The organism is Pseudoalteromonas luteoviolacea, assembly GCF_021654285.1.
Lineage (GTDB): Bacteria > Pseudomonadota > Gammaproteobacteria > Enterobacterales > Alteromonadaceae > Pseudoalteromonas > Pseudoalteromonas luteoviolacea_J.
This window is the reverse complement of sequence record NZ_JAKFZS010000027.1, coordinates 1-25,225: the sequence shown is the minus strand read 5'-3', so window position 1 is coordinate 25,225 and position 25,225 is coordinate 1. Positions and strand designations below refer to the sequence as shown.

Sequence of the window (25,225 nt, the reverse complement as noted above, 5' to 3'; positions counted from 1 at the left end):
GAATCAGCTACCTATCCACTCCAGTTTCATTACATCGAACAACATCTTCCTCTAACAGCGCTTGATCTCGCCAGCGAGAGAGTACAGGGCAAGTAAATACCTGCTCCACATACTTTTGTGCACGGGCGTTTAATTCAACACCATAAGTATCGAATCGCAAACATACAGGTGCAAACATCGCATCCACCATCGACCAATCACCAAATAGCCAGCCATCTTTTTGCTTATAGCGCTGCATTTGCTCAGTAAAAATTGCCTCTACTCGCTGGATATCTTTAAGTACTTGCGGGTTAACTTCAATATGACGCTTGGCTCTAATATTCATCGGCATGGCATTTTTCAATGCCCTAAAACTGCTGTGCATCTCGGCACATAAAGCACGTGCCCGCGCCCTTTCAGACGCACTTATTGGTAGCGCTGCACCTGATAGATAAGATTCATTGATGTATTCTAAAATAGCAAGAGACTCCCAAACTGTCACATCGTCATCAACTAACACAGGGACTTTTTGTGTAGGACTTACCCCTTCTAGCCCCTGATAAAATGACTCAGTCGCTAAGTTCAACTTTATTTCGTCATACTCTAAACCAAATTTCTCCAGCAATAACCATACTCTCAACGACCATGTAGAATAGTTTTTATTGCCAATATATAACTGCATCATATCTCCCTAATCTCAATTTATCTGTGTAATTACATTCATCCTAAGTTGTAATTCACACTAAAACTAACGGATAATTTAAATACAACACATCAAAATAATTGATAGATGGATATTGACGCATTAAAAAGTTTTCTCGCCTTTGTAGAAACAGGTAGCTTTAGTAGAACAGCCATACAAATGCATAAAACCCAATCGGCAATCAGCATGCAAATGAAGAAGCTTCAGCAAGATGTGGGGCAAACGTTATTTATCAAAGAAGGACGTAATTTACATTTAACAGCAGAAGGTATCGCGCTAGCTGGATACGCAAAAAAAATAATCCAGTTACAGCAAAACGCTTTAACTAATTTGCGTTCCGCAACACCAAAAAAGCTACTGCACCTTGGCTGCCCTGATGATTATGCAGAGTCGGTCCTACCGGTTTTGATTCAATTGTTACATCAGCATATCGCGCATTTAGAATTACACGTAACCTGTGCATCGAGCCCAAATCTACAGTCACAATTAGATAAAGGGCTTATCGATATTGCCATCATTACCCGCAGCGCGGATTCTGAACAAGGCTTTTTACTTTGTCAGGATAAAGGTGTTTGGATTGGTGCAGAGCAAACTCAATTATTAGAACAGACAAGCTTACCTCTTGCCGTGTTCCAAAAAGAGTGCCGATTTCACCAAGCGGCCACAGAAGGGCTAATGAAACAAAATAAAGCTTTTCATATCATCGCATGTTCAGGCAGTGCCAGCACATTGCGAGGGTTAGTCAAACACGACCTCGCACTCAGTGCTATGGCGAACCTGAGTCGTAACGATCTAGCTGTGTTACATGATCCAAGACTTCCTTTATTGCCAAATATAGAGATTGCATTAGTTAAAAATACTGGCACGAATGCCGTGATCTCTGAGGTGCAACTTGAACAATTATGCCAACAATTTCAGTACCAATTTCAGTGCTAAATGTTACTTCACGCACATTCTCACCAAGCCTTACACTTTTTGACAACGGCGGCACAGACTCTCACAAGGCTTGCCCCTAAACTGAGTCACAAGTTAACCAAATGGAATATGCGTAATGAAAACTTTATCTCTACTCTCACTAGTCCTTGCTGTAACCGCGTCATTTTCATCAATGGCAAACATCACGGATGAACAACACAGAATTGGTGCACAGCTCTCAGGTGGTTCAGCATCTTATAAAAGCTCAAGCCAAGATGGTGACGGCGTTGGTCAGCTATATGTTTACTACAACTATCAATTTGACCCAACATGGGCATTAGAAGTCGGCTTAAATGGCGGCAGTGACTCTGATGATTGGGAGTGTACTGATACTCAAAATAGAAAATTCACCTGTACCCAGCTGAATAAAACTTTATTTGGACTCGGTGCCAATGACATTGATTATGGCAACCTTATTGTTGCCGCAAAAGGCCAATATCAGCTGACAGAACAAAACTCTTTATATGGTAAATTAGGGGCGAATTTCTACGATTACGAAATAAATCGTGGCAAAGCAACGCTAGTAGAAGAGGATGGTGTTGGCTTTGTTGCTGAGCTAGGCTGGCAATATGATTGGCAAAATGGCATGGCAATGAATGTGAGCTATCAATACCTAGATATGGGAGACCTCGATGTCTCAAGTTTAGGCCTGGGTATCAGCTACCGCTTTTAATCTTGAGGCTGGTGAGGTATATGAAGTGTGATTGCGACGCCGCCTAAAGCACTATGCGCAGCACTAATTGAACCGCCATGTGCTTGGACGATCTGCTGACAGATCGCCAAGCCCAAACCAGACCCACCATGATCTCGGCTGCGAGACCCCTCGCAGCGATATAAACGTTCAAAGATTTTTTCTAAATCATCACTAGCAACGCCTGGAAATGAATCCTCAGTAGAAATGGTTAGTCCTTTTTTATTCATTGTTAACGTCACACGAGTTTGACCATCAGCACTGGTATAAAAGTGACTATTTCGTAGTAAGTTAAATATCACTTGCCGAATTCGAGCTGCATCCAGTTCAAAAAGCGTGCTGTCCACTTCTTCTGAAAAAACTAACGATTGTTGCTTGGTGGCATACATGGGCTGAAATTCTTCGACGATTTCTTGTAATAAAGTACTGACATCAACAGGCTGCTTATCTAACACCATGGCATCATTGTCAAATTGCGCAGATTGATAAATATCTTTTATTAAATTATCTAAGTGACTAATCTTCTTCTGTATTTTGACAAAGCCTTTAACCGGATCTGGCTCAATATTATGCTGCATCGCCTCTACTGTCAGCTTAAGCGCCGCTAAAGGCGTACGCAATTCATGAGATACATCTGCTAATAAGCGATTCTTCTGGGTCAAAGATTGCGCCATCATATCTGCTTCTAGTTCAACAAACTGCTGCTTCTGCTTTTGTCGCTTGTAGATATAAATGCCTATCGCCATAAAACACAATAATAAAGAAGCCCCCATCCCACGTTGCAGTTTTAAATTCTCCAACGTAGCCTGTGCGAGTGCTTGCTCATTTTGAATGAGTTTAAGCGCTTGCTCTTGACGAATAAACTCCACATTTTGCTGCATGGTTAATGCCTGTTGTTTATCCAAGTCATGATACAACTGAGTTCGAGATTCAATAAAAGACTCAAGGCTTTGCACCGCATATTTATACTGACCTAAAGCTTGTAAAGCTTGCGCCTGATAGCGATATAAAGTTGCGCGATAAGAGGTACCAATGTCAGGTAACTCCAGTACCCACTCAATCTCTGACAAAGCCGATTCATATTGAGATTGTGCCAACCAAATCTCTATCATCACTATTCTAACAGTATGCTCTGTGCGCTTTGCTTTTGCTTCTATCGCCAAGGTTAATGCTTCTTTGGCTGTGACTAAAGCTTGCATTAATGCCTCTTGAGCAACATAAATATTAGCCAATATACTCAACTGCCATGCTAGATCACTGTTAGCCCCGCTTGCGCGCGCAAGCTCAATGCCTTCTTGGCTATGTGACAATGCTTCTGGGATTTCTCCTAACTGCAAATGTACTTGACTCATTTTTCCATGGCTATTGGCAATATGGATTGGATCACCGAGCGCCTTATCGACTTCTAACGCTTGCTTGAAGTGCTGTAAAGCCTGCGGGTACTTTTCTAAATCTCGATAGATTTCACCTATGTTATAAAGCGAATTAGAAATTCCTTGTTGATTTTGTAACTGCCTTTGAATATTGAGGGATCTTTCATGAAAGCGCAGCGCCAACTGTAAGCTTCCCATATAATCATAAATCACACCGAGCTGGTTATAATATGTTGCTAAGCGCGCATTATCTTCTATTGGCGCGACTAAAGAAATGGCATCTTTAATCACTTGCTCAGCTTCACTATATTTAGCTTGATAACGCAAGGCCCAAGCTAAGGAATGTAAAATATCACTGCGCAGTGCTACATGCTCTTTTGGCACCAGATCACGAGCTTGATCCAATAAGAGTAAGCCCACACTAATATCATTTTGCTTTAAAGCTAACTGCGCTTGTAATAACTTTATTTGTGCTGGTGCATCCTGAAATACTCCCATTACAGGCAAATACGACTCTAATTCATATAAATGCTGCTTGGCTTGATCAAAGTGACCTAGCCTTGTTTTCGCTTTTGCTTCTATCACCTTAAGTTCAAACCAAAATCGAGAGCTGGGCTGTGGATGTAAGAATAGTTGATTTAGCTCTTCAACTTTTACTAAGGTTTGCTTTGGGTTTTGTTCTAGAGATGAAGAAAGTTGTGATAAGGATGTTTGTACCAGCCTTTCATTTGCATGGCAAAGCGGTATCCACAATAAAATAATCAGCAGTAAATTAACTTTGCGAGCAAACAACACGGTATAGAGCGACTCTCTCAAATAACATTTCAAAGAATAAAATCGCTAAACACTCATCGAAACATTAGTGATACTGTGCCTAGCTCATCTTTTACACTAGATAATTTAACTGTTTTTCGCCAACTTAGCATCTAATGTTTATAAGTAAAGGGGAAAAAGCAGTAAGAAAACCTCACACTGCTTTATAAACTGCCCTACAGCGGCTAAGTATTTAATAACTGCTGTTGTAACAATTGAATTTGATCTCGCACCTTTGCAGCCTTCTCAAACTCTAGTTCACGAGCGTGTGTCATCATCTGATTCTCAAGCTGGGCGATCTGCTCAGTCAATTGTGCCGTTGACTTGCCAGCAACAGAGACAGTTGCAGCTTTGCTATCTTGGCTTGTATCAGCTGTAGCATCAGAGCCTGCGACTTCTTCACCTAAATCCATGACATCGGTAATTTTTTTGTTTAGCGCTTGCGGAGTAATACCGTGCTTTTCATTATAAGCTTGCTGCTTTTCACGCCGGCGTTCTGTTTCATCAATGGCAGCACGCATCGAACGCGTCACTTTATCCCCATAGAGTATGGCTTTACCATTAAGGTGACGTGCCGCACGACCAATAGTCTGGATCAATGAACGCGTAGAACGTAGAAAGCCTTCTTTATCCGCATCTAAAATCGCTACCAGGGAAACCTCCGGCATATCGAGGCCTTCTCTTAATAAGTTGATCCCGACCAGCACGTCAAAAACCCCTTTTCTCAGATCTCGAATTATCTCCATCCGCTCTACCGTATCGATATCTGAATGCAGATAACGTACTTTCACATCGTGATCATTTAAATAATCGGTGAGATCTTCCGCCATGCGTTTAGTCAATGTTGTAACCAGTACACGCTCTTTAAGTGCAACTCTTTGATAGATTTCTGAGAGTAAATCATCTACCTGTGTGGTTACAGGGCGCACCTCCAAAATAGGGTCTAGTAAGCCTGTTGGTCGGATCACCTGTTCTGCAACTTCTCCACTTGAACGTTCGAGTTCATAGTCACCAGGTGTTGCTGAAACATAAATAGTTTGCGGCGCGATAGACTCAAACTCCTCAAACTTTAATGGACGGTTATCCATTGCTGAAGGCAATCTAAATCCATACTCAACCAAATTTTCTTTTCGGCTTCTATCACCTTTATACATAGCGCCTATTTGAGAGACAGTTACATGAGACTCATCAATGATCATCAAGGCGTCATCAGGCAAATAATCTAGCAATGTTGGAGGCGGCTCGCCAGGTGCACGGCCTGACAGGTATCGGCTATAATTCTCAATGCCTGAGCAAAAGCCAAGTTCTTGCATCATTTCAATATCATATTGGGTACGCTGCGCAACCCGTTGCTCTTCAACTAGTTTATTTGTATCCATCAAATAGGCGCGGCGCTCCTTAAGCTCCACTTTGATCTTCTCAATGGCATCCAATATTTTTTCTCTAGGCGTAACATAGTGCGTCTTAGGGTAGATAGTCGCTCTCACCAAATGCTTGTCAATTGCACCTGTTAAGGGATCAAACAAACTTATCCGCTCAATTTCATCATCGAACATCTCCACGCGAACAGCTTGAGTCTCAGATTCAGCAGGGAATATATCAATGACTTCACCGCGGACCCGATAAGTACCACGTGAAAAATCCATATCATTGCGGGTGTACTGTAGCTCGGCAAGGCGTCTGAGCATGGCTCTTTGCTCCATCGTCTCACCCACCTTTAATAACAGCATCATCTTCATATACGAGTCAGGATCGCCCAAACCATATATCGCTGACACAGATGCAACAATGATCGTGTCTCTTCTTTCTAATAGCGCTTTGGTAGCAGATAGACGCATTTGTTCGATATGGTCATTAATTGAAGCATCTTTTTCAATAAATGTATCGCTGGCGACGACATACGCTTCAGGTTGATAGTAATCATAGTAAGAAACAAAATATTCCACAGCGTTATGAGGAAAGAACTCTTTCATTTCACCATATAACTGCGCCGCAAGTGTCTTATTGTGGGCCATAATGATGGTCGGGCGATTCAGCTGATGAATAATATTGGCCATCGTAAACGTTTTGCCTGTGCCCGTCGCGCCAAGCAAAGTTTGATGGGCAAGACCCGCTTCCAGTCCATCACAAAGCTGAGCAATGGCTGTTGGCTGGTCACCATTTGGAGAAAATTCAGATACTAAATCAAAAGACTCATTCATTAAGAGTGCACCTCAATACCTTCTTGTTGCATGCCATTAAGTGTTTTACTAAACCAAATATACGCTGAAATAGCGGTAAATAGATTACCTATCGCCGCCCCTACAAATAACCCGGTAAGGCCTGCAATGTGAGATCCTATATAAGCACAGGGTATATAAAAAACAAATAAACGCACGATACTTAAGATCAACGCATTCATTGGTTTATGCAGCGCATTAAACGAAGAGTTGGTTAAAATGATAATGCCCTGTAAACCATAACTCAGCGGTAGCGTATAAATGAACAGCTTGATGATCGCAATAACCTCAGGCTCATTGCCAAATGCTTGACTTACCCAATGTGCTGTTAGGATGAGTAATAAGTAAATACCAAACTGCCACATAAGCACAAACTTTAGCGTTTTAGTATAGGCTTCTTTAACTCGGGCAAAATTGCCTGCGCCATAGTTTTGGCTGACAAAAGGCGGTAACGTCATTGAGAGCGCTAAAATAACCAAGCATGCAATTGACTCAATTCGACTTCCAACTCCGAATGCAGCCACAGCCTGCGCACCATACGTTGCGACAATCGCAGTCATCACTGCCATGGCAATTGGGGTAAGCATATTCGCGCCTGCGGCAGGCAAGCCTATTTTCATAATTTTAGACACTGCTTCCCAACTACTCTGTTTAGCGCTCGAACAGCTTAAAAGGCGCTTCTTTATTGCTAATAAATATATAATAACCACAACACCGACTGCCCAAGCAATCACTGAAGCAATGGCGGCACCTTGCACACCCAGCTCTGGCACCGGTCCCCAGCCAAAAATGAGGATAGGATCTAAAACCGCATTAATTAAACCACCTAAGCCCATTATCATACTCGGTGTTTTTGTATCTCCAGATGCACGCAACACCGAGTTGCCTATCATAGGTGTAATTAAGAATACTGCCCCTAAGAACCACACATTCATATAATCATGAATATAAGGGAGCGTTGTAGCATCGGCTCCTAATAACATAAATATAGGATCCATGAATACATAGCCCAATGCGGCAAGTAGCGCGACTAATACTGCGGCCAGTATCAAGGAAATAAAAGCATCGAACTTGGCTTCTTCTATTTCTTTACTACCTAACGCTTTTGCGATCACCGCTGATGTACCTATGCCCAAGCCAATCGCTAAGCTAATGATGGTGAAGGTGACAGGAAAAGTGAAACTGACCGCAGCGAGCGGCTCAGTCCCCAATAAACTGATAAAGAATGTATCAACTAAATTGAAGCTCATTAACATTATCATGCCAAATATCATTGGCACAGTCATACGCTTCAAAGTCGCTGGAATTGATCCATTCAAAATATCACTATTAGAACTAGATTGACGTACTGCGGACATAAAATATGATACCTCTTTTAACAGCCCATCATTCTAAATCATCATTCTAGATGATGCCACGCTATTATTGTCAGTTATACGATAGAAGCGTGTTATGGTTTTATATTATAAAAGTAGCTGTTTTTACCTTATTCTTTGATAATTTCCGCTCTGCACAAAAAATGTCAATTTTATTTCAAATATTATGATTCTTCGGCTCACTTTTTGCACATATGCCAAACAATGTTGAAATAAATCTGTCAAAATACTCACATCTGCATACAAAACTCACCAAAACACCTATATTGTTGATATATATAAACTTTAAAAAAGATAAAAAAACTATTGCTTCGCGCTAATGCCACGGTTTGCTTAGCTTTCATAGAGTTCTTAAAGATTAATAAACAATGTTATCCACAGATTCCGTGGATAAGTTTGTAGAGCCTTTAAAAATAAAGGCCTAGACGGGGATCTTCTCACGCTATTTATTTTCTCAATATGATCATTCCAATTGCACTAGATGATCTGGCACTTGAAATGTGTCTTTTATCTGCTTTTTAGCCTAATTTAATAAATATACAACTTTTAAAAAACTACCCAAAAATAAGATAAGTCATTGTTTATTAATTACTAAAATAACATGCATAACTAACCTATGCAGTTCTACCTTAATATTTGAGTAAAATATTTACCAAATCGACTGTAAAAGAACTGCAAACTAACCTAGTGTTAAGATCCGCCAAAAGATCTCGACAACCACAAATTGCGATCTCAGAAAAAGTGCAAAAAACAGACCTTTCGAACATTTTTGAGCCATAAACGATAAAAAACACTGAATACCTGTGATTATAGAATACACAATCCCACCATCAGTAAACGAAAAGCGTCTTATATATGTGATAAAGATCCTTTTCAAAAGCCGAATCTAAGCGTGTGTAAACTTGTATATTTCGGTTTTTTGTCGATGTGGGTGATTAAAAAAAAGCTTAATTGTTGATTAATCCAGCGAAAAGACAGTTTTTTTGCATAACTGTGATTTTTATTGTTGACACTTCGCCGTGTCGTCATTAATATTTCGCCCCGTTGAGAGACATGCTTCCCCCTTAGCTCAGTTGGTTAGAGCGACGGACTGTTAATCCGCAGGTCCCCCGTTCGAGTCGGGGAGGGGGAGCCAAGTTTCTAAACATATAACGATTCCCCCTTAGCTCAGTTGGTTAGAGCGACGGACTGTTAATCCGCAGGTCCCCCGTTCGAGTCGGGGAGGGGGAGCCAAATCGTTATAAAGTGTAGTTCCCCCTTAGCTCAGTTGGTTAGAGCGACGGACTGTTAATCCGCAGGTCCCCCGTTCGAGTCGGGGAGGGGGAGCCAACTACTCTTACACATATTTATTGCTCCCCCTTAGCTCAGTTGGTTAGAGCGACGGACTGTTAATCCGCAGGTCCCCCGTTCGAGTCGGGGAGGGGGAGCCAATTCTCAGAATATGTTAGACTTTTTCCCTTCTATGCTCTACTCTACAAGCACCTTCACTGGTGAATTTTTGCTATATAATTAGGACTACTTACCATAATGGAAAATGAATCAAGCAATTTTCTGTGTTTGTAATTCCTAGTATTCCATATTTGTGATTGGCAGCATTATATTCATGTACTAATGCTAAAAGGTATTTCTTCCATTTTCAGGCAGAAGATAAATAATGGCAGGCTTTAAAAAACTCATTTTTTTACAATTCGTATCTTGGTTACTTTTTTCAGCGGCTGGCATCTTTTTTGTTGCTTCAAGCTTCGATAGCGCCGTGAGCCGTGCACAAGTAAGTGCACAACAAATGGTCAGTAACTACATTCAAGAAAAAACCGTCAATGATATGAACCCGGATCATATACGTTTGTCACTCAGCAACGGCAACGTATTTTCTACTTTTATAGTAAGAGATTTTTCTGGCCAAGCTGTACTGCAATTAGGCACTCCTGCTCAACTGCCCTTTTTAGCGGATATTATTGCGAGTAGTTTTAACTCTATCCGTCCGCAATTTGCAGTTAATAAAACCAAAGACATTAAAATAGAATTTGTGATTAATGCGCAAAGCCAAGCATCGCTATTGCAACAGTCTCTCCTGTTGATGCTCATCATCTCTGGTTTAGTTGCATTTATTCCAATATTTTATATGCAAACCATATATAAGAAGCTAAACCGCAATGTCAGTATGACGGTAGCTAACGCCGTTGATGTATACATTACGCAAAACCAAGTTACAGAAAGCATTGAAGAAGACTTTAATACAGGTAAAGTCACTGAATTAGGCGCTGAACTTGCCCCTTCATTTAACCGCTTAGCGCACTTTTTAAAGAGTAAGCAGGAAGACATCAAATCAGCCGCACACTCAATCAAACAAGAAGCATATAAAGATGTGGTAACCGGGCTTGGAAACCGTAATATGTTTGTAGAATATTACGAACATCAAATTGAGCAAGCGAATAATAAAAGCTTTGGCACACTTGCCATGATCAGATGTAGTGAATTGCAAATGATCAACCAAACACGAGGCTACCAAAAGGGCGATGAATATATCCGTGCCGTATCTGATATCGTCAAGCATGTCAGCGGTACTTACACTGGAAGCCAAGTATTTAGGTTAAATAGCTCCGACTTTGCTGTCATTTTACCCAATGTTCCCTCAAAAGAGGCGGAACAATTTGGTGAAACGCTACAAGCCAGATTTACCCAATATCAGCAAAATCAAGAACTCTCATCCGTTGCTAATGCCGGTATTGTTTCTTACGAGTCAGGCAAGCCATTAGGTGAGTTATTATCCGTCGTTGATAATGCAATGAGTATGGCGCAAAGCAAACAGGCCAATGCCTGGCATTTACAGCGAGAAAGTGACATCGTCAATAATGTTGGTGCAGGATTTGGTAACCAAAACTGGCGCCGCGTTATTCGAGAAGTTATCGACAGCCGCCGCGTGAACTTGATGATGCAAAACATCATGCCCATCGGTAAAAATGTCAAAGCATATGCTGAGATCCAATCTCGCTTTAAAACCGAAGACAATCAGATGCTGCCAACGGCGTCATTCTTGGCGATGGCTGAAAAGCTTGAGATGGCCATTGAAATTGACCAGCTTATTATTGACAGTTCTCTGGAGCTAATTAAAACCAGAAACTTCAATGAAAAGTTTTTTGGCATTAATGTCACAGCATCCAGCGCACATAGCGACCAGTTTGTTATTTGGCTTGAAAGACGCTTATTAAAAGATGGTAACCTTGCCTCAAAGCTGATTTTCGAAGTCAGTGAATTTGGCTTGCAGCAAAATATTAAAGCCAGTAAGCGTTTTATTGATATGGTCCATCGTGTCGGCGCCCGTATTACCGTTGAGCGTTTTGGTGTGGGTTTAACTTCATTTAAGTTTTTTAGAGATCTAAAACCCGATTTCATAAAAATGGATGCAAGTTACACTCGAGGCTTAGAAGAAGATAAAAACAACCAGTACTTTATGCGCTTGATGGTTGATTTAGCACACCGTATCGGCGTCAGTGTATTTGCTGAAGGTGTTGAAAGCCAAGAAGAAAAACACATCGTCGAAACACTTTGTTTAGACGGCGTACAAGGCTACTACATCGAAAAGCCAAAAGAAGTCTAAATCCCTGTAATTTGGAGGGGTTTTATATCCCTCCTATAATTGTCAACATTCCCTACCAATTTTTGATTTCAATGCAAATAAAGTCTGCTAAATGTTGTGATCTCAGCGTGGAAAATTGTTAGAATTTCCAGTCTTATGACACGTTGCGAAACGAAGATAGATAGTTAAGGGGCATGAATGACAGAGTATATGTTGTTGCTTATCGGCACGGTGCTGGTAAACAACTTTGTGTTGGTGCAATTCCTCGGACTTTGTCCGTTTATGGGAGTTTCAAGCAAACTTGAAACGGCCATCGGGATGTCACTGGCCACCACCTTTGTTTTAACACTCGCTTCTGTCACCAGTTATTTGGTTAATCAGTATATCTTATTGCCATTAGAGCTGACTTTCCTGCGCACTATGAGCTTTATCCTCGTTATTGCTGTTGTTGTACAGTTTACCGAGATGGTGGTGAGAAAAACCAGCCCAACTTTATATCGTCTACTCGGTATTTTCTTACCTCTGATCACCACTAACTGTGCCGTACTCGGTGTCGCATTATTAAATATTACCAAAGAGCACACTTTCATCAGCTCAGCCGTATATGGTTTTGGTGCAGCGGTGGGCTTTTCCATGGTGCTAGTATTATTTGCTGCGCTTCGAGAGCGCTTAGCGGTAGCTGACGTCCCTACCCCATTTAAAGGTGCTTCGATTGCCATGATCACCGCAGGCCTAATGTCGCTTGCATTTATGGGTTTCTCTGGATTGGTGAAGTTGTAATATGACATTACTGTATGCTCTGATAGCGATCGGTGCCCTGGCACTCGTATTCGGTTTGATCTTAGGCTACGCAGCCATTAAATATCGCGTTGAAAGTAATCCTATTGTTGATCAAGTGGATGCTATTCTTCCACAAACGCAATGTGGTCAATGTGGCTACCCTGGTTGTCGCCCCTATGCTGAAGCTATTGCCAATGGCGATGAAGTAAATAAATGTCCTCCTGGCGGCGAAGCCACGGTTAAAAAGCTTGCAGATCTAATGGGGATTGAAGCCAAGCCTCTTGCCGGTGGTGAAGAAGCTGAGCCCATCAAAAAAGTGGCCTATATCCGAGAGGATGAATGTATTGGTTGTACTAAATGTATCCAAGCCTGTCCTGTCGATGCCATTGTCGGCGCAACACGTCAAATGCACACTGTCATTGCAGATGAATGTACTGGCTGTGACCTATGTGTAGAGCCCTGCCCTGTTGACTGTATAGATATGATCCCTGTCGCTGAAACAAAACAATCTTGGAAGTGGCAAATTGATGCAATTCCAGTGAAACAATTAGACTGAGAGGTTTAAGTGGAAACATTACTTGAACAAATTGAAAGCGGCAAACTGTGGCAATTTCCTGGTGGTATTCACCCACCAGAGCAAAAGTCTTTGTCAAATCAGGCTGCTATTGGCTCACTTCCGCTGCCAGAGTATTTAGTCTTACCATTAAAACAACATATTGGCGCAAATGGCCAGCTCCTTGTGAATAAGGGCGATCATGTTTTAAAAGGGCAAGTATTAACACAACCAGGTACAAACTGGTCGCTGCCAATTCATGCGCCGACTTCAGGCACTATTACTGATATCAAGCCAATGCCTTCAGCGCATCCATCTGCGATGCCAGAATTGAGCATCGTCTTAACGCCAGATGGCAATGATGCTTGGTGTGAGTTAGAAACTCGCGCATCCCTTGATGGCTTAGATAACAAAGCACTCATTGATATTATTCACCATGCCGGCATTGCAGGTATGGGCGGTGCAGGCTTCCCCACCTATGTCAAAGCGGATAGCGCAAAAACCATTGAATATTTAGTCGTCAATGGTGTTGAATGTGAACCTTATATCACTGCTGACGACATGCTCATGAGAGAGCGTGCCCAAGACATTATCCGCGGTATGGAAGTGATGATGTCTATTTTATCACCGCAATGCGCGCTGGTTGGCATAGAAGACAACAAACCAGAAGCGTTGGCTGCGATGCAACAAGCTGCCAAGCACAATAACAAGATATTAGTTCGCTCAATTCCAACTAAATATCCTTCTGGCGGTGAAAAGCAGCTGATTAAAGTGCTGACTTCAAAAGAAGTACCCAGCGGCGGGATCCCGGCAGATGTTGGTGTCTTAGTGCAAAACGTAGGGACACTGTTTGCTGTCAGCGAAGCCGTTTATGAAGGCAAACCTCTGATAGAACGAGTTGTCACCGTAACCGGTAATACAATACACAAACCACAAAACGTGTGGGCTTTACTCGGCACTGAAGTCAAGCACCTCGTTTATAGCCAAGGGTTTACACCTGTTGAAGATCAGCGCGTGATCATGGGCGGTCCTATGATGGGCTTCACGTTGCCCACAGTGAGAATACCCGTTGTTAAAACCACAAACTGCATTTTAGCGCCTGATAATCAAGAACTGGCAGTCGCTGGGCAAGAACAAGCTTGTATTCGTTGCAGTGCCTGTGCTGATGCCTGTCCACAAACCTTGTTGCCGCAACAACTGCAATGGTTTGCCAAGGGTCAGGAGTACGACAAGCTCGAAGAGTACAATCTGTTTGACTGTATTGAGTGCGGCGCCTGTTCTTATGTTTGCCCAAGTGAAATCCCGTTAGTGCAATATTATCGTGTTGCTAAAGCGGAGATCCGCGAACAAAAACTTGAAAAAGTAAAAGCTGAACGTGCTAAAGAGCGCTTTGAAGCACGTAAAGCTCGCCTTGAAAGAGAACAAGAAGAAAGACAAAACCGTCATAAGCGACCCGCTCGTAGTGCGCCAGCCAAAGATAAAGCTAAAGTGTCTGAGGCACTTGAGCGAGTTAAGCAAAAACGCCCTGAACAGTCAGCGGTACAGGCCGCCATTGAGCGTGCTAAAGCGAAAAAAGCGGAGGGCGATACCTCGGCGCTTGAGCCTGATAACAGCGCAGTAGCGTTAGAGCGAGCAAAAAGAAAAGAACAAGCTAGGAAGTACAAAGAAGAAAAAGCTGGCTCAGATACAGGCAGTGCACCAAAAGATGCGGTTGCTGCGGCCATTGCACGTGCCAAAGCGAAAAAAGCAGTCCAAGCAGCTGACACAGTAGAATCGCAAGAGCAAGATCCACGCAAAGCAGCCGTCGCCGCTGCCATTGCGCGCGCCAAAGCGAAAAAGTCAGGTGACGAGCCAAAACAAGGATCAGAAGATGATCCTCGAAAAGCTGCTGTCGCTGCTGCGATTGCCCGAGCTAAAGCAAAAAAAGCAGAGCAAGATCCTGAGCATAACAGCGCAAGTGCTTCAGATGACGTGAAAACGGATGACCCGAGAAAAGCAGCTGTGGCAGCAGCCATTGCGCGTGCGAAAGCGAAAAAAGCGGCCAAAGAAGCTGAGCAAGTGGAAGAGCCTGTCGTTGATGACGAGCCGGAAGATCCGCGCAAAGCTGCTGTCGCTGCCGCCATCGCCCGTGCTAAAGCGAAAAAAGCCGCCAAAGAAGCTGAGCAAGTGGAAGAGCCTGTCGTTGATGACGAGCCGGAAGATCCGCGCAAAGCTGCTGTCGCTGCCGCCATCGCCCGTGCTAAAGCGAAAAAAGCAGCCAAAGAAGCTGAGCAAGTGGAAGAGCCTGTCGTTGATGACGAGCCTGAAGATCCGCGTAAAGCTGCTGTTGCTGCCGCCATCGCCCGTGCGAAAGCGAAAAAAGCAGCCAAAGAAGCTGAGCAAGTGGAAGAGCCTGTCGTTGATGACGAGCCGGAAGATCCGCGCCAAGCTGCTGTCGCTGCCGCCATCGCCCGTGCTAAAGCGAAAAAAGCCGCCAAAGAAGCTGAGCAAGTGGAAGAGCCTGTCGTTGATGACGAGCCGGAAGATCCCCGTAAAGCTGCTGTTGCTGCCGCCATCGCCCATGCTAAAGCGAAAAAAGCCGCCAAAGAAGCTGAGCAAGAGGAAGAGCCGGTCGTTGATGACGAGCCTGAAGATCCGCGCAAAGCCGCTGTTGCTGCTGCAATTGCCCGTGCTAAAGCGAAAAAAGCCGCCAAAGAAGCTGAGCAAGAGGAAGAGCCTGTCGTTGATGACAAAACAGAAGAGGATGTGTCATTAGATGATGACACACAAACTGAAGCACTCAGTCCAGAAGATAAGCGCAAAGCTGCCATACGTGCCGCCGTTGAGCGTGCCAAAGCTAAAAAGAAAGCCCAAGAACAAGAAGGAAATGATCTGTCATGAAATTAACCATGGCTTCATCGCCCCATAACCACAGCCTTAAATCGGTTAACAAACTCATGATTTGCGTGATGTTAGCTTGTATACCTGGGATCTTGGTACAAAGCTATTTTTTTGGTATCGGCGTATTTATTCAACTGGCATTGGCACTCACGACGGTGAGTCTTGCGGAAGCTGCAATGCTAAAACTTCGAGGCCGTCCAATTTGGCCAACGCTCAGTGACGGAAGCGCATGGCTCACAGGCGTTTTAATCGCCGTCAGTGTGCCACCCTTGGCACCTTGGTGGGTGGTCGTGATTGGTGCATGTTTTGCGATTGTGATTGTAAAACAACTTTATGGTGGGCTTGGTTTTAACCTATTCAATCCTGCTATGGCAGCATACGTCCTGCTACTCATTTCATTTCCTGTGCAAATGACTGCATGGTTACCAGTTCAATCTCTGCTGAATGCGCCTATCACCCTATTTGATCAAATCGCATTAATTTTTACAGAAGCAACTTATTCAGGCTTATCACTAGAGCAAGCAAGACAAGTCATTGATGGCGCGACTGGTGCGACGCCTTTGGATCACGTCAAAACAGCCATGGGACAAAGCCTTACAGTGCAAGAAGCTATGGATAATAGCGCATTTAATCGATTTGCTGGTGAGGGCTGGCAATGGGTGAATTTAGCTTATCTCCTTGGTGGACTGTATTTGCTTAAAGCAAAAGTCATAAATTGGCATATCCCAGTCGCCATGATCGCCTCTTTGGCTGTTTGCAGCTTATTTGGCTACCTTTTAGATGGTCAAGCTGGCGTTGCATTCCATTTACTGAGCGGTGCAACCATGATCGGGGCATTTTTCATCGCAACGGATCCTGTCTCAGCATCGACCACCAATAAAGGCAGACTTATCTATGGTGCCCTTATTGGCCTGCTTGTCTATCTGATCAGGCAATTTGGCGGATACCCAGATGCCGTGGCATTTTCTGTACTGCTACTCAATATGGCAGTACCTTTGATAGACCATTACACCCAGCCACGTACTTATGGACATGGAGCAAAGAAATGATCCTCGCATCAATGAAAAAAAATGGCGCGATCCTCACCGCCTTTGCCCTTGCCACAACAGGCAGCGTTGCGCTCGTGCAGCAGCTCACAGCACCTCGTATCGAAGCGCAAGAAAAGAAACACCTGATGCGCACCTTGACACAGGTACTGCCCGCTGACAAATACAACAATGAACTGTATTTAGATTGCATCGAAAGCGATGCACCAGAGCTTGGTCCTAATGGACCGCATCGAATCTATCGTGCTAAGCAAAATGGTCAGCCTGTCGCTTTATTAGTGCAGCATATTACCCCTGAAGGTTATAGCGGTAATATCGACATCTTAACCGCAGTATATGCCAATGCAGAAATCGCAGGCGTGCGTATTACCCAGCATAAAGAAACACCTGGCTTGGGCGATAAAGTCGAAGTTAAAAAGTCAGACTGGGTACACTCTTTTGCAGGTATGACAGTACAATCAGCAGAAGACCAAGCCTTTAATGTTAAAAAAGAAGGCGGTATGTTCGATCAATTTACAGGGGCAACCATCACACCTAGAGCGGTTGTCCACTCTGTGAATACGGCTACTTGGTTTGCCCATCAAAACTTTGATAGCCTATTTGCACAAAGCAATGTTTGCCAAGAGGAGCAGTTATGAGCGAGTACAAAACACTAGCCCATGAGGGACTTTGGAAAAACAATGCCGCCTTGGTACAGCTGCTTGGCTTATGTCCCCTGCTTGCTGTCACCAGCACAGTTACCAATGCCTTAGGCCTTGGGATCGCAACCTTGCTTGTATTAGTTGGTTCTAACGTCACCGTGTCTATCGTCAGAAATTGGGTACCCAAAGATATTCGTATCCCTGTATTTGTGATGATCATTGCCGCGTTTGTCACCATCATTCAATTGTTGATGAATGCATATACATTTGGGCTCTATCAATCTCTGGGGATCTTCATTCCCTTAATTGTGACCAACTGCGCCATTATTGGCCGGGCAGAAGCTTATGCATCAAAAAACACCCCCATATTATCAGCGTGGGATGGTGTGATGATGGGTCTGGGCTTTGCTGCCGTGTTGGTCATCTTAGGCGCAATGCGTGAACTTATCGGGCAAGGTACCTTATTTGATGGCGCAGAGCTATTACTTGGAGACTGGGCCACGGCATTGCGAATTGAAGTACTGAGCTTTGATAGCCAATTCCTAGTGGCTATTTTACCTCCTGGCGCTTTCTTGGGGTTGGGCCTTATCATTGCTGCTAAAAACTACTTTGATGAGCGCCAAAAAGCACAAGCTCAGCCAGCAGCACCAGCTGAAAAAGCAGAAAGAGCAAGGGTTACTAGCCTAACTTAATACAATTAAACGCAGCCTAAGCCGTCACTTAGTCTGCGTAAACCCTAAGTGTGATTGCAGGGGCAAATAAGATGCAATCACACTTAGCCCCTCTTAGCTAACTACTTAAAAACCGTCATGAATAAAGCAAAACGTTTAGAGATTTTAACTCGACTGCGAGAAGACAATCCAAACCCAGAGTCCGACTTGGAGTACACCACCCCGTTTGAATTATTGGTTGCAGTCACCTTGTCAGCACAGGCGACAGATGTGGGCGTTAACAAGGCAACTCGCAAATTGTTTCCCGTCGCCAATACGCCAGAAGCAATTGTAGATTTAGGTGTTGAAGGCTTAAAGGAGTACATAAAAACCATTGGCTTATATAATTCAAAAGCTAACAATGTGTTTAAACTGTGCCAAATTTTAATCGAAAAACATGGCTCAGAAGTCCCCCAAGACCGTAAAGCGTTAGAAGCCTTACCTGGAGTTGGTCGTAAAACCGCAAACGTTGTATTAAATTGTGCATTTGGTTGGCCGACCATTGCAGTCGATACCCATATTTTTAGAGTCTCTAACCGCACTAAATTTGCTATGGGCAAAGATGTCGTCGCGGTAGAAGAGAAGCTTGAAAAAGTCGTGCCAAAAGAGTTTAAAGTGGATGTGCACCATTGGCTTATTTTGCATGGTCGCTATGTATGTACTGCACGTAAACCAAAATGCGGCAGCTGTATTATTGAAGACTTGTGCGAATTTAAAGAAAAAACAGATGTCTAAATTGGCAATTTAAAGTTCAATCCTGTCATGGACAAGCTGTTCTTTGCGCTAAATTGGTTATTCAATAAAAGATAAACTGCTGCTTTAAATACCTTTATATTGAAGGCAAGCGTTTTGCTAATGTAAAGCTGCTAGCAATTATTGCCTAGCAGCCTTCATCAAAATTACAGCTTATTTATTCCCATCGGCTTTCTTTCGTCTCCATGGTTCAATCGTCTGAGTAAAATACTTCCACCAAACATAACGCCACGGGATCAGAACCATTAATACAGCAATGCCAATTATCGATGCTTTTGCGTTTACAATGTTTGGCACATCTTGACCTGACAGAAATGGAGGCAATGCAACGACAGTCAGCCAAACCAGTTTCCAAACGATTTCATAGAGCATAATAGGTAAAAAAGTTAAAGGACGAAAAACACCGCCTATTGCAAATAAAGCCAGCGCAAACAACATTGAATGCCCAAGGCCTCTCCAGCGATCCCATTCAGAGGCGCCTTCTAAGATATAATTTAACTGCTTAGAGCCCAGAACAATTACCATTGCAGCAAATATAAGTCTAAGCCCCCATGTTTTCCACAATGCGACTGCTGGTGCACAATGTTGTATTGAGTCGTACTCGTTAGCTGGCTTATTTTTCTCACAGACACTTTCGTTATCAATGACAGATTTATTTTTCATAACTGTACCTTGTCTTCTAAATTTCACGTCAATACTGCCAATATGAAAGCTCTAAAGCGCATCGAATTTCAAAATCGATACTAATAAAAGCGGATAAATCAGAAGATTATCGAAAAGAAACGAGATTAATGTAGAATCGGTATAAAAGTGGGAGGGAATCAAAATTGGATCCACTAAAAATTGCGCAGTCACTTACCGTCTTGCTAAGTTTGGTATTAGCTTTCAATCATTATCGCCTTCGACAAAAGCACATTTTACATTTAGCTTTTGCAGGTTTTTGTGCTTCCTCGTCGATGTATCTTGCCTATCAACTAACAAGCACTTACTTTACCCCTTATCATCACCTGATAGGGATATTCGGGTTTGCGACCTGTAGTGGGTACTGGCTTTTTTCACGTGCATTTTTTCGAAAAACCAATCCCATTAATCACCACCACCTCCAGTTTGCAGGTGTACTAGGAATATGCCTGATATTAAGGCACCTATTCCGATTTATAGAAAAGATGTGGCAGCTCCAAAGCGATTGGCTATCAACTTCAATAACGGTGTTATCCGAAGCAATTGCAATATTATCATCAGGTATGCTCATTCTTGCGTTTTGGGAGGGCTATCGGGTATTACAAAGCGCAGCTATGATTCAACGTAAAATCGCGATGATCTACCTGTCTTCATTTTTGGTGAGCATCATCAGCGTTATGCTGATTGCTGTCGCTCTGCCCAAAGAATTAGCGATGGGCGAAGGACGAAAATGGTTGGTCGTGTTCGCATATATTTTAATCTTTTTCAGTTCACATTGGTTGATACGATTTCGTCAGCAACAATTCGTGAAACAGGATGACAAAAAAGAGGATGCTCGCCAAAGTGAGCGCCCACTCGCTCAGAAAATTCAACATCTGTTGGTTGAAGAAAAACGCTTTTTGGACGCAAATTTACGTGTTGCCGATATTGCTCGTGAGCTAGACCTTCCCGAGTATCGTATCCGCGCTATTATGCTCGATTACTTCGATGCGAAGAACTTTAATCACTATGTGAACCAGATGCGTATAGAGTACGCAAAATCAATATTAAGTGCACCTGAGAAACGCGATTGGCCGGTGCTTGTCGTTGGTATTGAAAGTGGCTTTGCGTCTGCGGCCCCATTTAGTCGTGCGTTTAAAGAGTTTACAGGCTGCACTCCTGGGCAGTACCGTAAACAACAATTGACCTCATAAACCTATGTAATCTGGGGCGGTTTAAATAGTCATAATATACAGGCTCTTCCATTGTCATTTTTAGGGGCTCAGTGATGGGCGCGCTCTCGCCCATCACAATTGATATAAAATAGCGCGCTGTTACTCTTTAATATCTCGCTTAAATACTGGCAACCTCTTGAGGAGTAAGCTGTCACCGATAATACGGTTTAACTGTTTTGACCAACCAGTGAATAGCACTCTAATTACCCAGTAAAATAGTACGCCTATCATCAGATAAATTAACGCATTACTGTTAATAAAATCAGGCCACCTATCTGATGTATTTGCTGAAAACGACATCACAGCCCCCAGCATAGCAAAACACGACCGCCACGTGTGCCTAGCGATACGATGCTTACCCGAAAGGCCACCCTTTAGGATCATCCTAAGATCCATACCTGCTGCCAATAAGGCCACAGAGGCATGAATCGTGAAAATAGCTTTGAAGGTCGGATCCAAATCCACTGTGGTATATACAAAATAAAATAATGATATGCTGACATAGAGTATTAAGCACATAGCCAATATTTCAAAAATACCGGTTGTTTGCTCTTTTCTGAGCACAATCGCCCAAGCAGTCGCACCATAATAAAATGTCATCAAGGACATGGTTGCACCGCCATTAAAAAAAGCAGCGGTCCCTGTCATTATTAACATCGCAAGGAAAAATAGGTTACCTGACCATCTATGCCGAAGCTTTCCTTTTGCAAAGCTCAAAGCGCCAATACCAAACAACAGTAAAAATGAACCAGCTATAATATGCACCGTAAGCATTACGCCTCCTTTTGTATTCATGTGCATGCTTTCATAACCGTTCAAACAGATAATCATACACAAACAGAACGGTTAAATTTCATACTTCACAGTGTTGGATAAATTGGCATAAGCGCAACGTTATAGATACCCTTGAAATGTTACAAAAAATAACCACTTGTTACTAATTTTGATTATATCTATACTTTTTAATCTGTTAATAACGATTTGAGTTCTCAAAAAATTTTACTGTGGTATTAAAAGGAAATTTGCACCTAAGCGGTGTACTTGAAAGGCTAAGATATGTATTACGTGCTTTAACTTATTACACCTGTTACTTAAATAAACTGATAGCCTGTCTAATTGTCATACCAAATGTATTTTTAAAAGTACGACTCAAATGGGCACTATCAGAAAAGCCTGCACTAAAAGCGGCTTCGGTTGCACTCGCGCCTTTTTGCATTGTCAGCAATGCACATAACATTCTTCTCCATAATAAATAAGGCCGCCAAGCAATGCCTACTTGCTCAGAGAAAAGGTGTAAAAACCGACTTTCTGACAAATGATATTTGTGTGCAACCTCTTTTGCACGCCATTGCAAAGGCTTAATACACTGCCCATCAAAACACGAATTCAGCTCAGACAACAAACGACTAATCCGAGGATCTGTAATTGTATTTAGCTGGTTATCGAACATCTGCGCTCCCTGTATTAACTCAGAAAATGCTTTGAAAAAAACAGTGATCGCGTCACTTTGAGATAGAAGGGGCTGCAGGGTCGCCGAGATGCTGAGCACTTTCAGAGGCTGACCACTTAATTGCGCCTTTAAGCACGCCCCTAATACGCTGTGTGGCTCAACTAATAACACCCACCCGCTTTCCATCTTCAAGCAATGTGGCGTATTTGAGTCAATGATCACCGCATTATGAAGTGTCTTACCAGCTAGAATGCAAGTACTGTCCCTATCTGGACAAACAACTTGCATAGCGACATGCTGGTGTGCAATCGCATCTATACTAGCGCCATAGAGTAATATATACCCAGTCTTTATCCAGACGTTTTGCTGCAAAACTTTTTCACTCTCTTTGCCGTTGGTAGATGTGCTTTTAGGATTAACTCTAATTAAATTTTCTCTTTATTCATTAAAAAATACTTTAAGATCATATGGTATAGGCATAGACTTAAATGCACTGACATTGGCACCCCCCGTATTGCCTTTAGGCACCCAAAGGCGTGAGAAAATAATCGCTGCAAACACTCTTAATATTTGTGCCAATACTTCTTTTTTATCCGCCAGTTTAATTCCTACCTTTAGCATCCACCAATGGCTTTTGGTGTGTCTGAGTACAGACTGCTGACCAAGAATATGCGCTCTTTCAAGAGACTTAAAACAAGTAATAAAATCGCCTTGCAGATACAAAGTCTGTGCAGTAAACATTTCCCTTTCATAGGCCAGTTTTAGAACTTTATTCATAATATACCTCTGTAAACTCAACAAAACTATCCGCTTAATTGCGACTACTGAAAATCTTATGAGAAATAGAGATAAATTAATTGAATAAACTGGCTATTTTTATTTAGATAACCTGCCAACAAGTGTGGCATGTAGTGACACGCCACATTCGTCATAATTAACTTTGAAATTTAGCGATAAACTGATCCACTAACGATTTTTGATCAGCTAGGGCTTTTTGGGTGTTTGCCATGGTTTCAAGAGATCTATCAGAGCTTTGCAATGAATCAGTCGCTAACTGCGAAATCGTCACTGCATTATTATTGAGCTCGTTACTGACTCCCGACATTTCTTCCGTTGAAGTTGCGATTTGATAATTCAAGCTGGAGATATCGTTTACTATTGAGTTGATACTGTCTAAAGAAGCTTTCGTGCCCTCTGCTTTTTCCACGCATTGGCCTGACTTATCAACCCCATTTTGTATTGCTTGCACTGCTCGCTCTGCACGTTGTCTTAGGTTCGCGACAATATCATCGATTTCCTTGGTCGAATCTTGAGTACGCTGTGCCAGCGCCCTGACTTCATCAGCCACAACAGCAAAGCCTCTGCCTTGCTCTCCTGCGCGCGCTGCTTCAATGGCCGCATTTAACGCCAGCAAATTCGTTTGTTCGGAGATCCCACGGATCACATCCACAACACCGCCAATATTAACGGTTTGTGCATTGAGATCTTCAATATCGGATTGGGTTTGAGTCAACTCTTCTGACAAGGTGTAGTTATTTTCCATATTTTCATTGACCGCCAAACTTCCCTCTTTTACAGACTTGAGCGCAGCTTCTGACTGCGATGCGGCATTGTTGGTATTCGACGCAATTTCTTGGATCGTCGCCGTCATTTGATTGATCGCAGTTGCAAGTGACCCTGTCTGGGCCTGTTGATTATTAAGCAGTTGCGCACTTTTATCACACTCATCAACGGTTTCTTTGGCATGGCCTCGTACCGTATCACTGGCATCTTTTACTCTACCAAGTACCGCACGTAACTCTGATTCTCTCGCTAGTAACGCCAGCTCGATCGCTGCAATATCATTGACCTTGTTAATATAAATCTTTTGCATCAGAGGGTTGTCATAGACCTTTCGTGCTTTTTGACTTAACTCCCTTACTGGGGACAAACGCTGGTAGGTCAAAACTAAAGCAACAACAACCAGAATGGTTTCTAAGATATAGGACCACGGTGATGGCAGCGACGCAAAAACCATGCTTAGTATGTAAAATACACCAATAATCAACATCATCTGCGCAGACAACGACATAGAAGCTCTCGTAAAGCTCTCTACTGCTGCCCCATCATTAAGTTTTTGATATATTTTTTCTGCCCGATTAACCACTGCACGATCTGGTTTTGTTCTGACCGATTGGTATTCGACAGTTTGGCCGCTATTATTCGAAATCGGTGTCACATAGGCATTAACCCAGTAGTGATCACCATTTTTACAGCGGTTTTTTACCATCCCCATCCAAGGCTTGCCAGACTCAATGTAGTTCCACATGTTTTGAAATGCGGGTTTTGGCATGCTTGGGTGGCGCACAATATTGTGCGGCTTACCTTCTAGTTCATGTAGTTCAAAGCCAGCTACTTCACAAAACTGACGATTAGCATATTTAATCTGCCCTTTGGTGTTGGTTGTTGATAGCAAATTATAAGAACTGGGATAGTCGTATTCGCGGTTGGTTACCGTTGATCTTCCTTTAGTCATAGCAACTCACTCTAAATTAAAAAGCAATAGTAAGTGATTACGCTAATGCGAGCATGACAAAAATGACCAAAAATTGTTCTAAATCAAGCTTATGGAGATAATTGAAAATTTAAATTTATTCATCAACCAAATCTTAATTGAACATGAAAAGAAAGGAAATACACAATACCAATCAAAGTCATTAAGCACGAGAGTCAATTGCGCACTGCAATAATAAATTTAAAGTTAGCAAAGGGGATAAAATTAGCAAGAATAGCTGAAAGATAACAAAGAAAATGGCGTCCCCTAGGGGATTC

General features: G+C 42.7%; 20 protein-coding genes and 4 tRNA genes. 15 read left to right on the top strand and 9 right to left on the bottom strand.

What is annotated here, in order from left to right; all coding sequences use genetic code 11:
* Window positions 1-7 precede the first annotated feature (7 nt).
* Complete coding sequence (locus L1077_RS20930) at window positions 8-661, bottom strand: glutathione S-transferase family protein (RefSeq protein WP_237138876.1); 654 nt, start codon at window positions 659-661, stop codon at window positions 8-10.
* A 108-nt stretch (window positions 662-769) separates the two neighbouring features.
* Between L1077_RS20930 and L1077_RS20925 the strand changes: the two genes are divergently transcribed.
* Window positions 770-1,618, top strand: coding sequence for a LysR family transcriptional regulator (locus L1077_RS20925; protein WP_237138843.1), 849 nt, complete (start codon window positions 770-772; stop codon window positions 1,616-1,618).
* Window positions 1,619-1,733: 115 nt separating this feature from the next.
* On the top strand, window positions 1,734-2,330 hold the full coding sequence (locus tag L1077_RS20920; RefSeq protein WP_063362256.1) for a porin family protein: 597 nt from the start codon (window positions 1,734-1,736) through the stop codon (window positions 2,328-2,330).
* Here L1077_RS20920 and L1077_RS20915 read toward each other — a convergent pair.
* The 3 genes from L1077_RS20915 to L1077_RS20905 all read right to left on the bottom strand — a co-directional run bounded on the left by L1077_RS20915 (window position 2,327) and on the right by L1077_RS20905 (window position 8,111).
* Entirely contained in the window at window positions 2,327-4,537 is a 2,211-nt protein-coding gene (locus L1077_RS20915; protein WP_237138842.1) for an ATP-binding protein, read from the bottom strand. The two genes, L1077_RS20920 and L1077_RS20915, sit on opposite strands and share 4 nt — an antisense overlap.
* A 182-nt stretch (window positions 4,538-4,719) precedes the next feature.
* Window positions 4,720-6,735 (bottom strand): excinuclease ABC subunit UvrB, encoded by a 2,016-nt coding sequence (gene uvrB / locus L1077_RS20910; RefSeq protein ID WP_237138841.1) that lies wholly within the window; start codon window positions 6,733-6,735, stop codon window positions 4,720-4,722.
* Complete coding sequence (locus tag L1077_RS20905; protein WP_237138840.1) at window positions 6,735-8,111, bottom strand: MATE family efflux transporter; 1,377 nt, start codon at window positions 8,109-8,111, stop codon at window positions 6,735-6,737. Before L1077_RS20905 ends, uvrB begins: the two co-directional genes overlap by 1 nt.
* A 1,076-nt stretch (window positions 8,112-9,187) precedes the next feature.
* Between L1077_RS20905 and L1077_RS20900 the strand changes: the two genes are divergently transcribed.
* From L1077_RS20900 to nth, 12 genes are all read left to right on the top strand, one after another.
* Window positions 9,188-9,264, top strand: a tRNA-Asn gene (locus tag L1077_RS20900).
* A gap of 21 nt (window positions 9,265-9,285) precedes the next feature.
* Window positions 9,286-9,362, top strand: a tRNA-Asn gene (locus L1077_RS20895).
* Between the two features lie 19 nt (window positions 9,363-9,381).
* A tRNA-Asn gene (locus tag L1077_RS20890) sits at window positions 9,382-9,458 on the top strand.
* A gap of 24 nt (window positions 9,459-9,482) precedes the next feature.
* Window positions 9,483-9,559, top strand: a tRNA-Asn gene (locus tag L1077_RS20885).
* A gap of 224 nt (window positions 9,560-9,783) precedes the next feature.
* Window positions 9,784-11,727 (top strand): EAL domain-containing protein, encoded by a 1,944-nt coding sequence (locus tag L1077_RS20880; protein ID WP_063362252.1) that lies wholly within the window; start codon window positions 9,784-9,786, stop codon window positions 11,725-11,727.
* Between the two features lie 177 nt (window positions 11,728-11,904).
* The gene (rsxA, locus tag L1077_RS20875) at window positions 11,905-12,486 is read left to right on the top strand and encodes an electron transport complex subunit RsxA (protein ID WP_039608430.1); all 582 of its coding nucleotides are present in this window, start codon (window positions 11,905-11,907) and stop codon (window positions 12,484-12,486) included.
* A gap of 1 nt (window position 12,487) precedes the next feature.
* Complete coding sequence (rsxB, locus tag L1077_RS20870) at window positions 12,488-13,042, top strand: electron transport complex subunit RsxB (protein WP_237138839.1); 555 nt, start codon at window positions 12,488-12,490, stop codon at window positions 13,040-13,042.
* A gap of 9 nt (window positions 13,043-13,051) precedes the next feature.
* Window positions 13,052-15,919 (top strand): electron transport complex subunit RsxC, encoded by a 2,868-nt coding sequence (rsxC, locus tag L1077_RS20865; RefSeq protein WP_237138838.1) that lies wholly within the window; start codon window positions 13,052-13,054, stop codon window positions 15,917-15,919.
* Entirely contained in the window at window positions 15,916-16,968 is a 1,053-nt protein-coding gene (rsxD, locus tag L1077_RS20860; protein ID WP_237138837.1) for an electron transport complex subunit RsxD, read from the top strand. The genes rsxC and rsxD overlap by 4 nt, the downstream gene beginning before the upstream one ends.
* Window positions 16,965-17,603: an electron transport complex subunit RsxG gene (gene rsxG / locus L1077_RS20855; protein ID WP_237138836.1), complete on the top strand. Its 639-nt coding sequence runs from the start codon at window positions 16,965-16,967 to the stop codon at window positions 17,601-17,603. Before rsxD ends, rsxG begins: the two co-directional genes overlap by 4 nt.
* Window positions 17,600-18,298 carry an electron transport complex subunit E gene (locus tag L1077_RS20850; RefSeq protein WP_063362248.1) on the top strand — a complete coding sequence of 233 codons (699 nt, stop codon included), beginning with the start codon at window positions 17,600-17,602 and terminating at the stop codon, window positions 18,296-18,298. Before rsxG ends, L1077_RS20850 begins: the two co-directional genes overlap by 4 nt.
* A 117-nt stretch (window positions 18,299-18,415) precedes the next feature.
* Window positions 18,416-19,051 (top strand): endonuclease III, encoded by a 636-nt coding sequence (gene nth, locus L1077_RS20845; protein WP_237138835.1) that lies wholly within the window; start codon window positions 18,416-18,418, stop codon window positions 19,049-19,051.
* Window positions 19,052-19,222: 171 nt separating this feature from the next.
* Here the strand turns inward: nth and L1077_RS20840 are convergent, their stop codons facing one another.
* Complete coding sequence (locus L1077_RS20840) at window positions 19,223-19,732, bottom strand: hypothetical protein (protein ID WP_237138834.1); 510 nt, start codon at window positions 19,730-19,732, stop codon at window positions 19,223-19,225.
* A gap of 164 nt (window positions 19,733-19,896) precedes the next feature.
* On the opposite strand from L1077_RS20840, the gene L1077_RS20835 reads away from it, so the two are divergent.
* Complete coding sequence (locus L1077_RS20835; RefSeq protein WP_237138833.1) at window positions 19,897-20,943, top strand: helix-turn-helix domain-containing protein; 1,047 nt, start codon at window positions 19,897-19,899, stop codon at window positions 20,941-20,943.
* 120 nt (window positions 20,944-21,063) lie between these two features.
* On the opposite strand, the gene L1077_RS20830 is transcribed toward L1077_RS20835, so the two are convergent.
* The 4 genes from L1077_RS20830 to L1077_RS20815 form a co-directional block, all read right to left on the bottom strand.
* Window positions 21,064-21,738 carry a hypothetical protein gene (locus tag L1077_RS20830; protein WP_237138832.1) on the bottom strand — a complete coding sequence of 225 codons (675 nt, stop codon included), beginning with the start codon at window positions 21,736-21,738 and terminating at the stop codon, window positions 21,064-21,066.
* A gap of 313 nt (window positions 21,739-22,051) precedes the next feature.
* Window positions 22,052-22,786, bottom strand: coding sequence for a helix-turn-helix transcriptional regulator (locus L1077_RS20825; RefSeq protein WP_237138831.1), 735 nt, complete (start codon window positions 22,784-22,786; stop codon window positions 22,052-22,054).
* 66 nt (window positions 22,787-22,852) lie between these two features.
* Window positions 22,853-23,191, bottom strand: a complete 339-nt coding sequence (locus L1077_RS20820) for a DUF3703 domain-containing protein (protein WP_237138830.1) — start codon at window positions 23,189-23,191, stop codon at window positions 22,853-22,855.
* Window positions 23,192-23,348: 157 nt separating this feature from the next.
* Window positions 23,349-24,929: a methyl-accepting chemotaxis protein gene (locus tag L1077_RS20815; RefSeq protein WP_237138829.1), complete on the bottom strand. Its 1,581-nt coding sequence runs from the start codon at window positions 24,927-24,929 to the stop codon at window positions 23,349-23,351.
* Window positions 24,930-25,225: the final 296 nt, after the last annotated feature.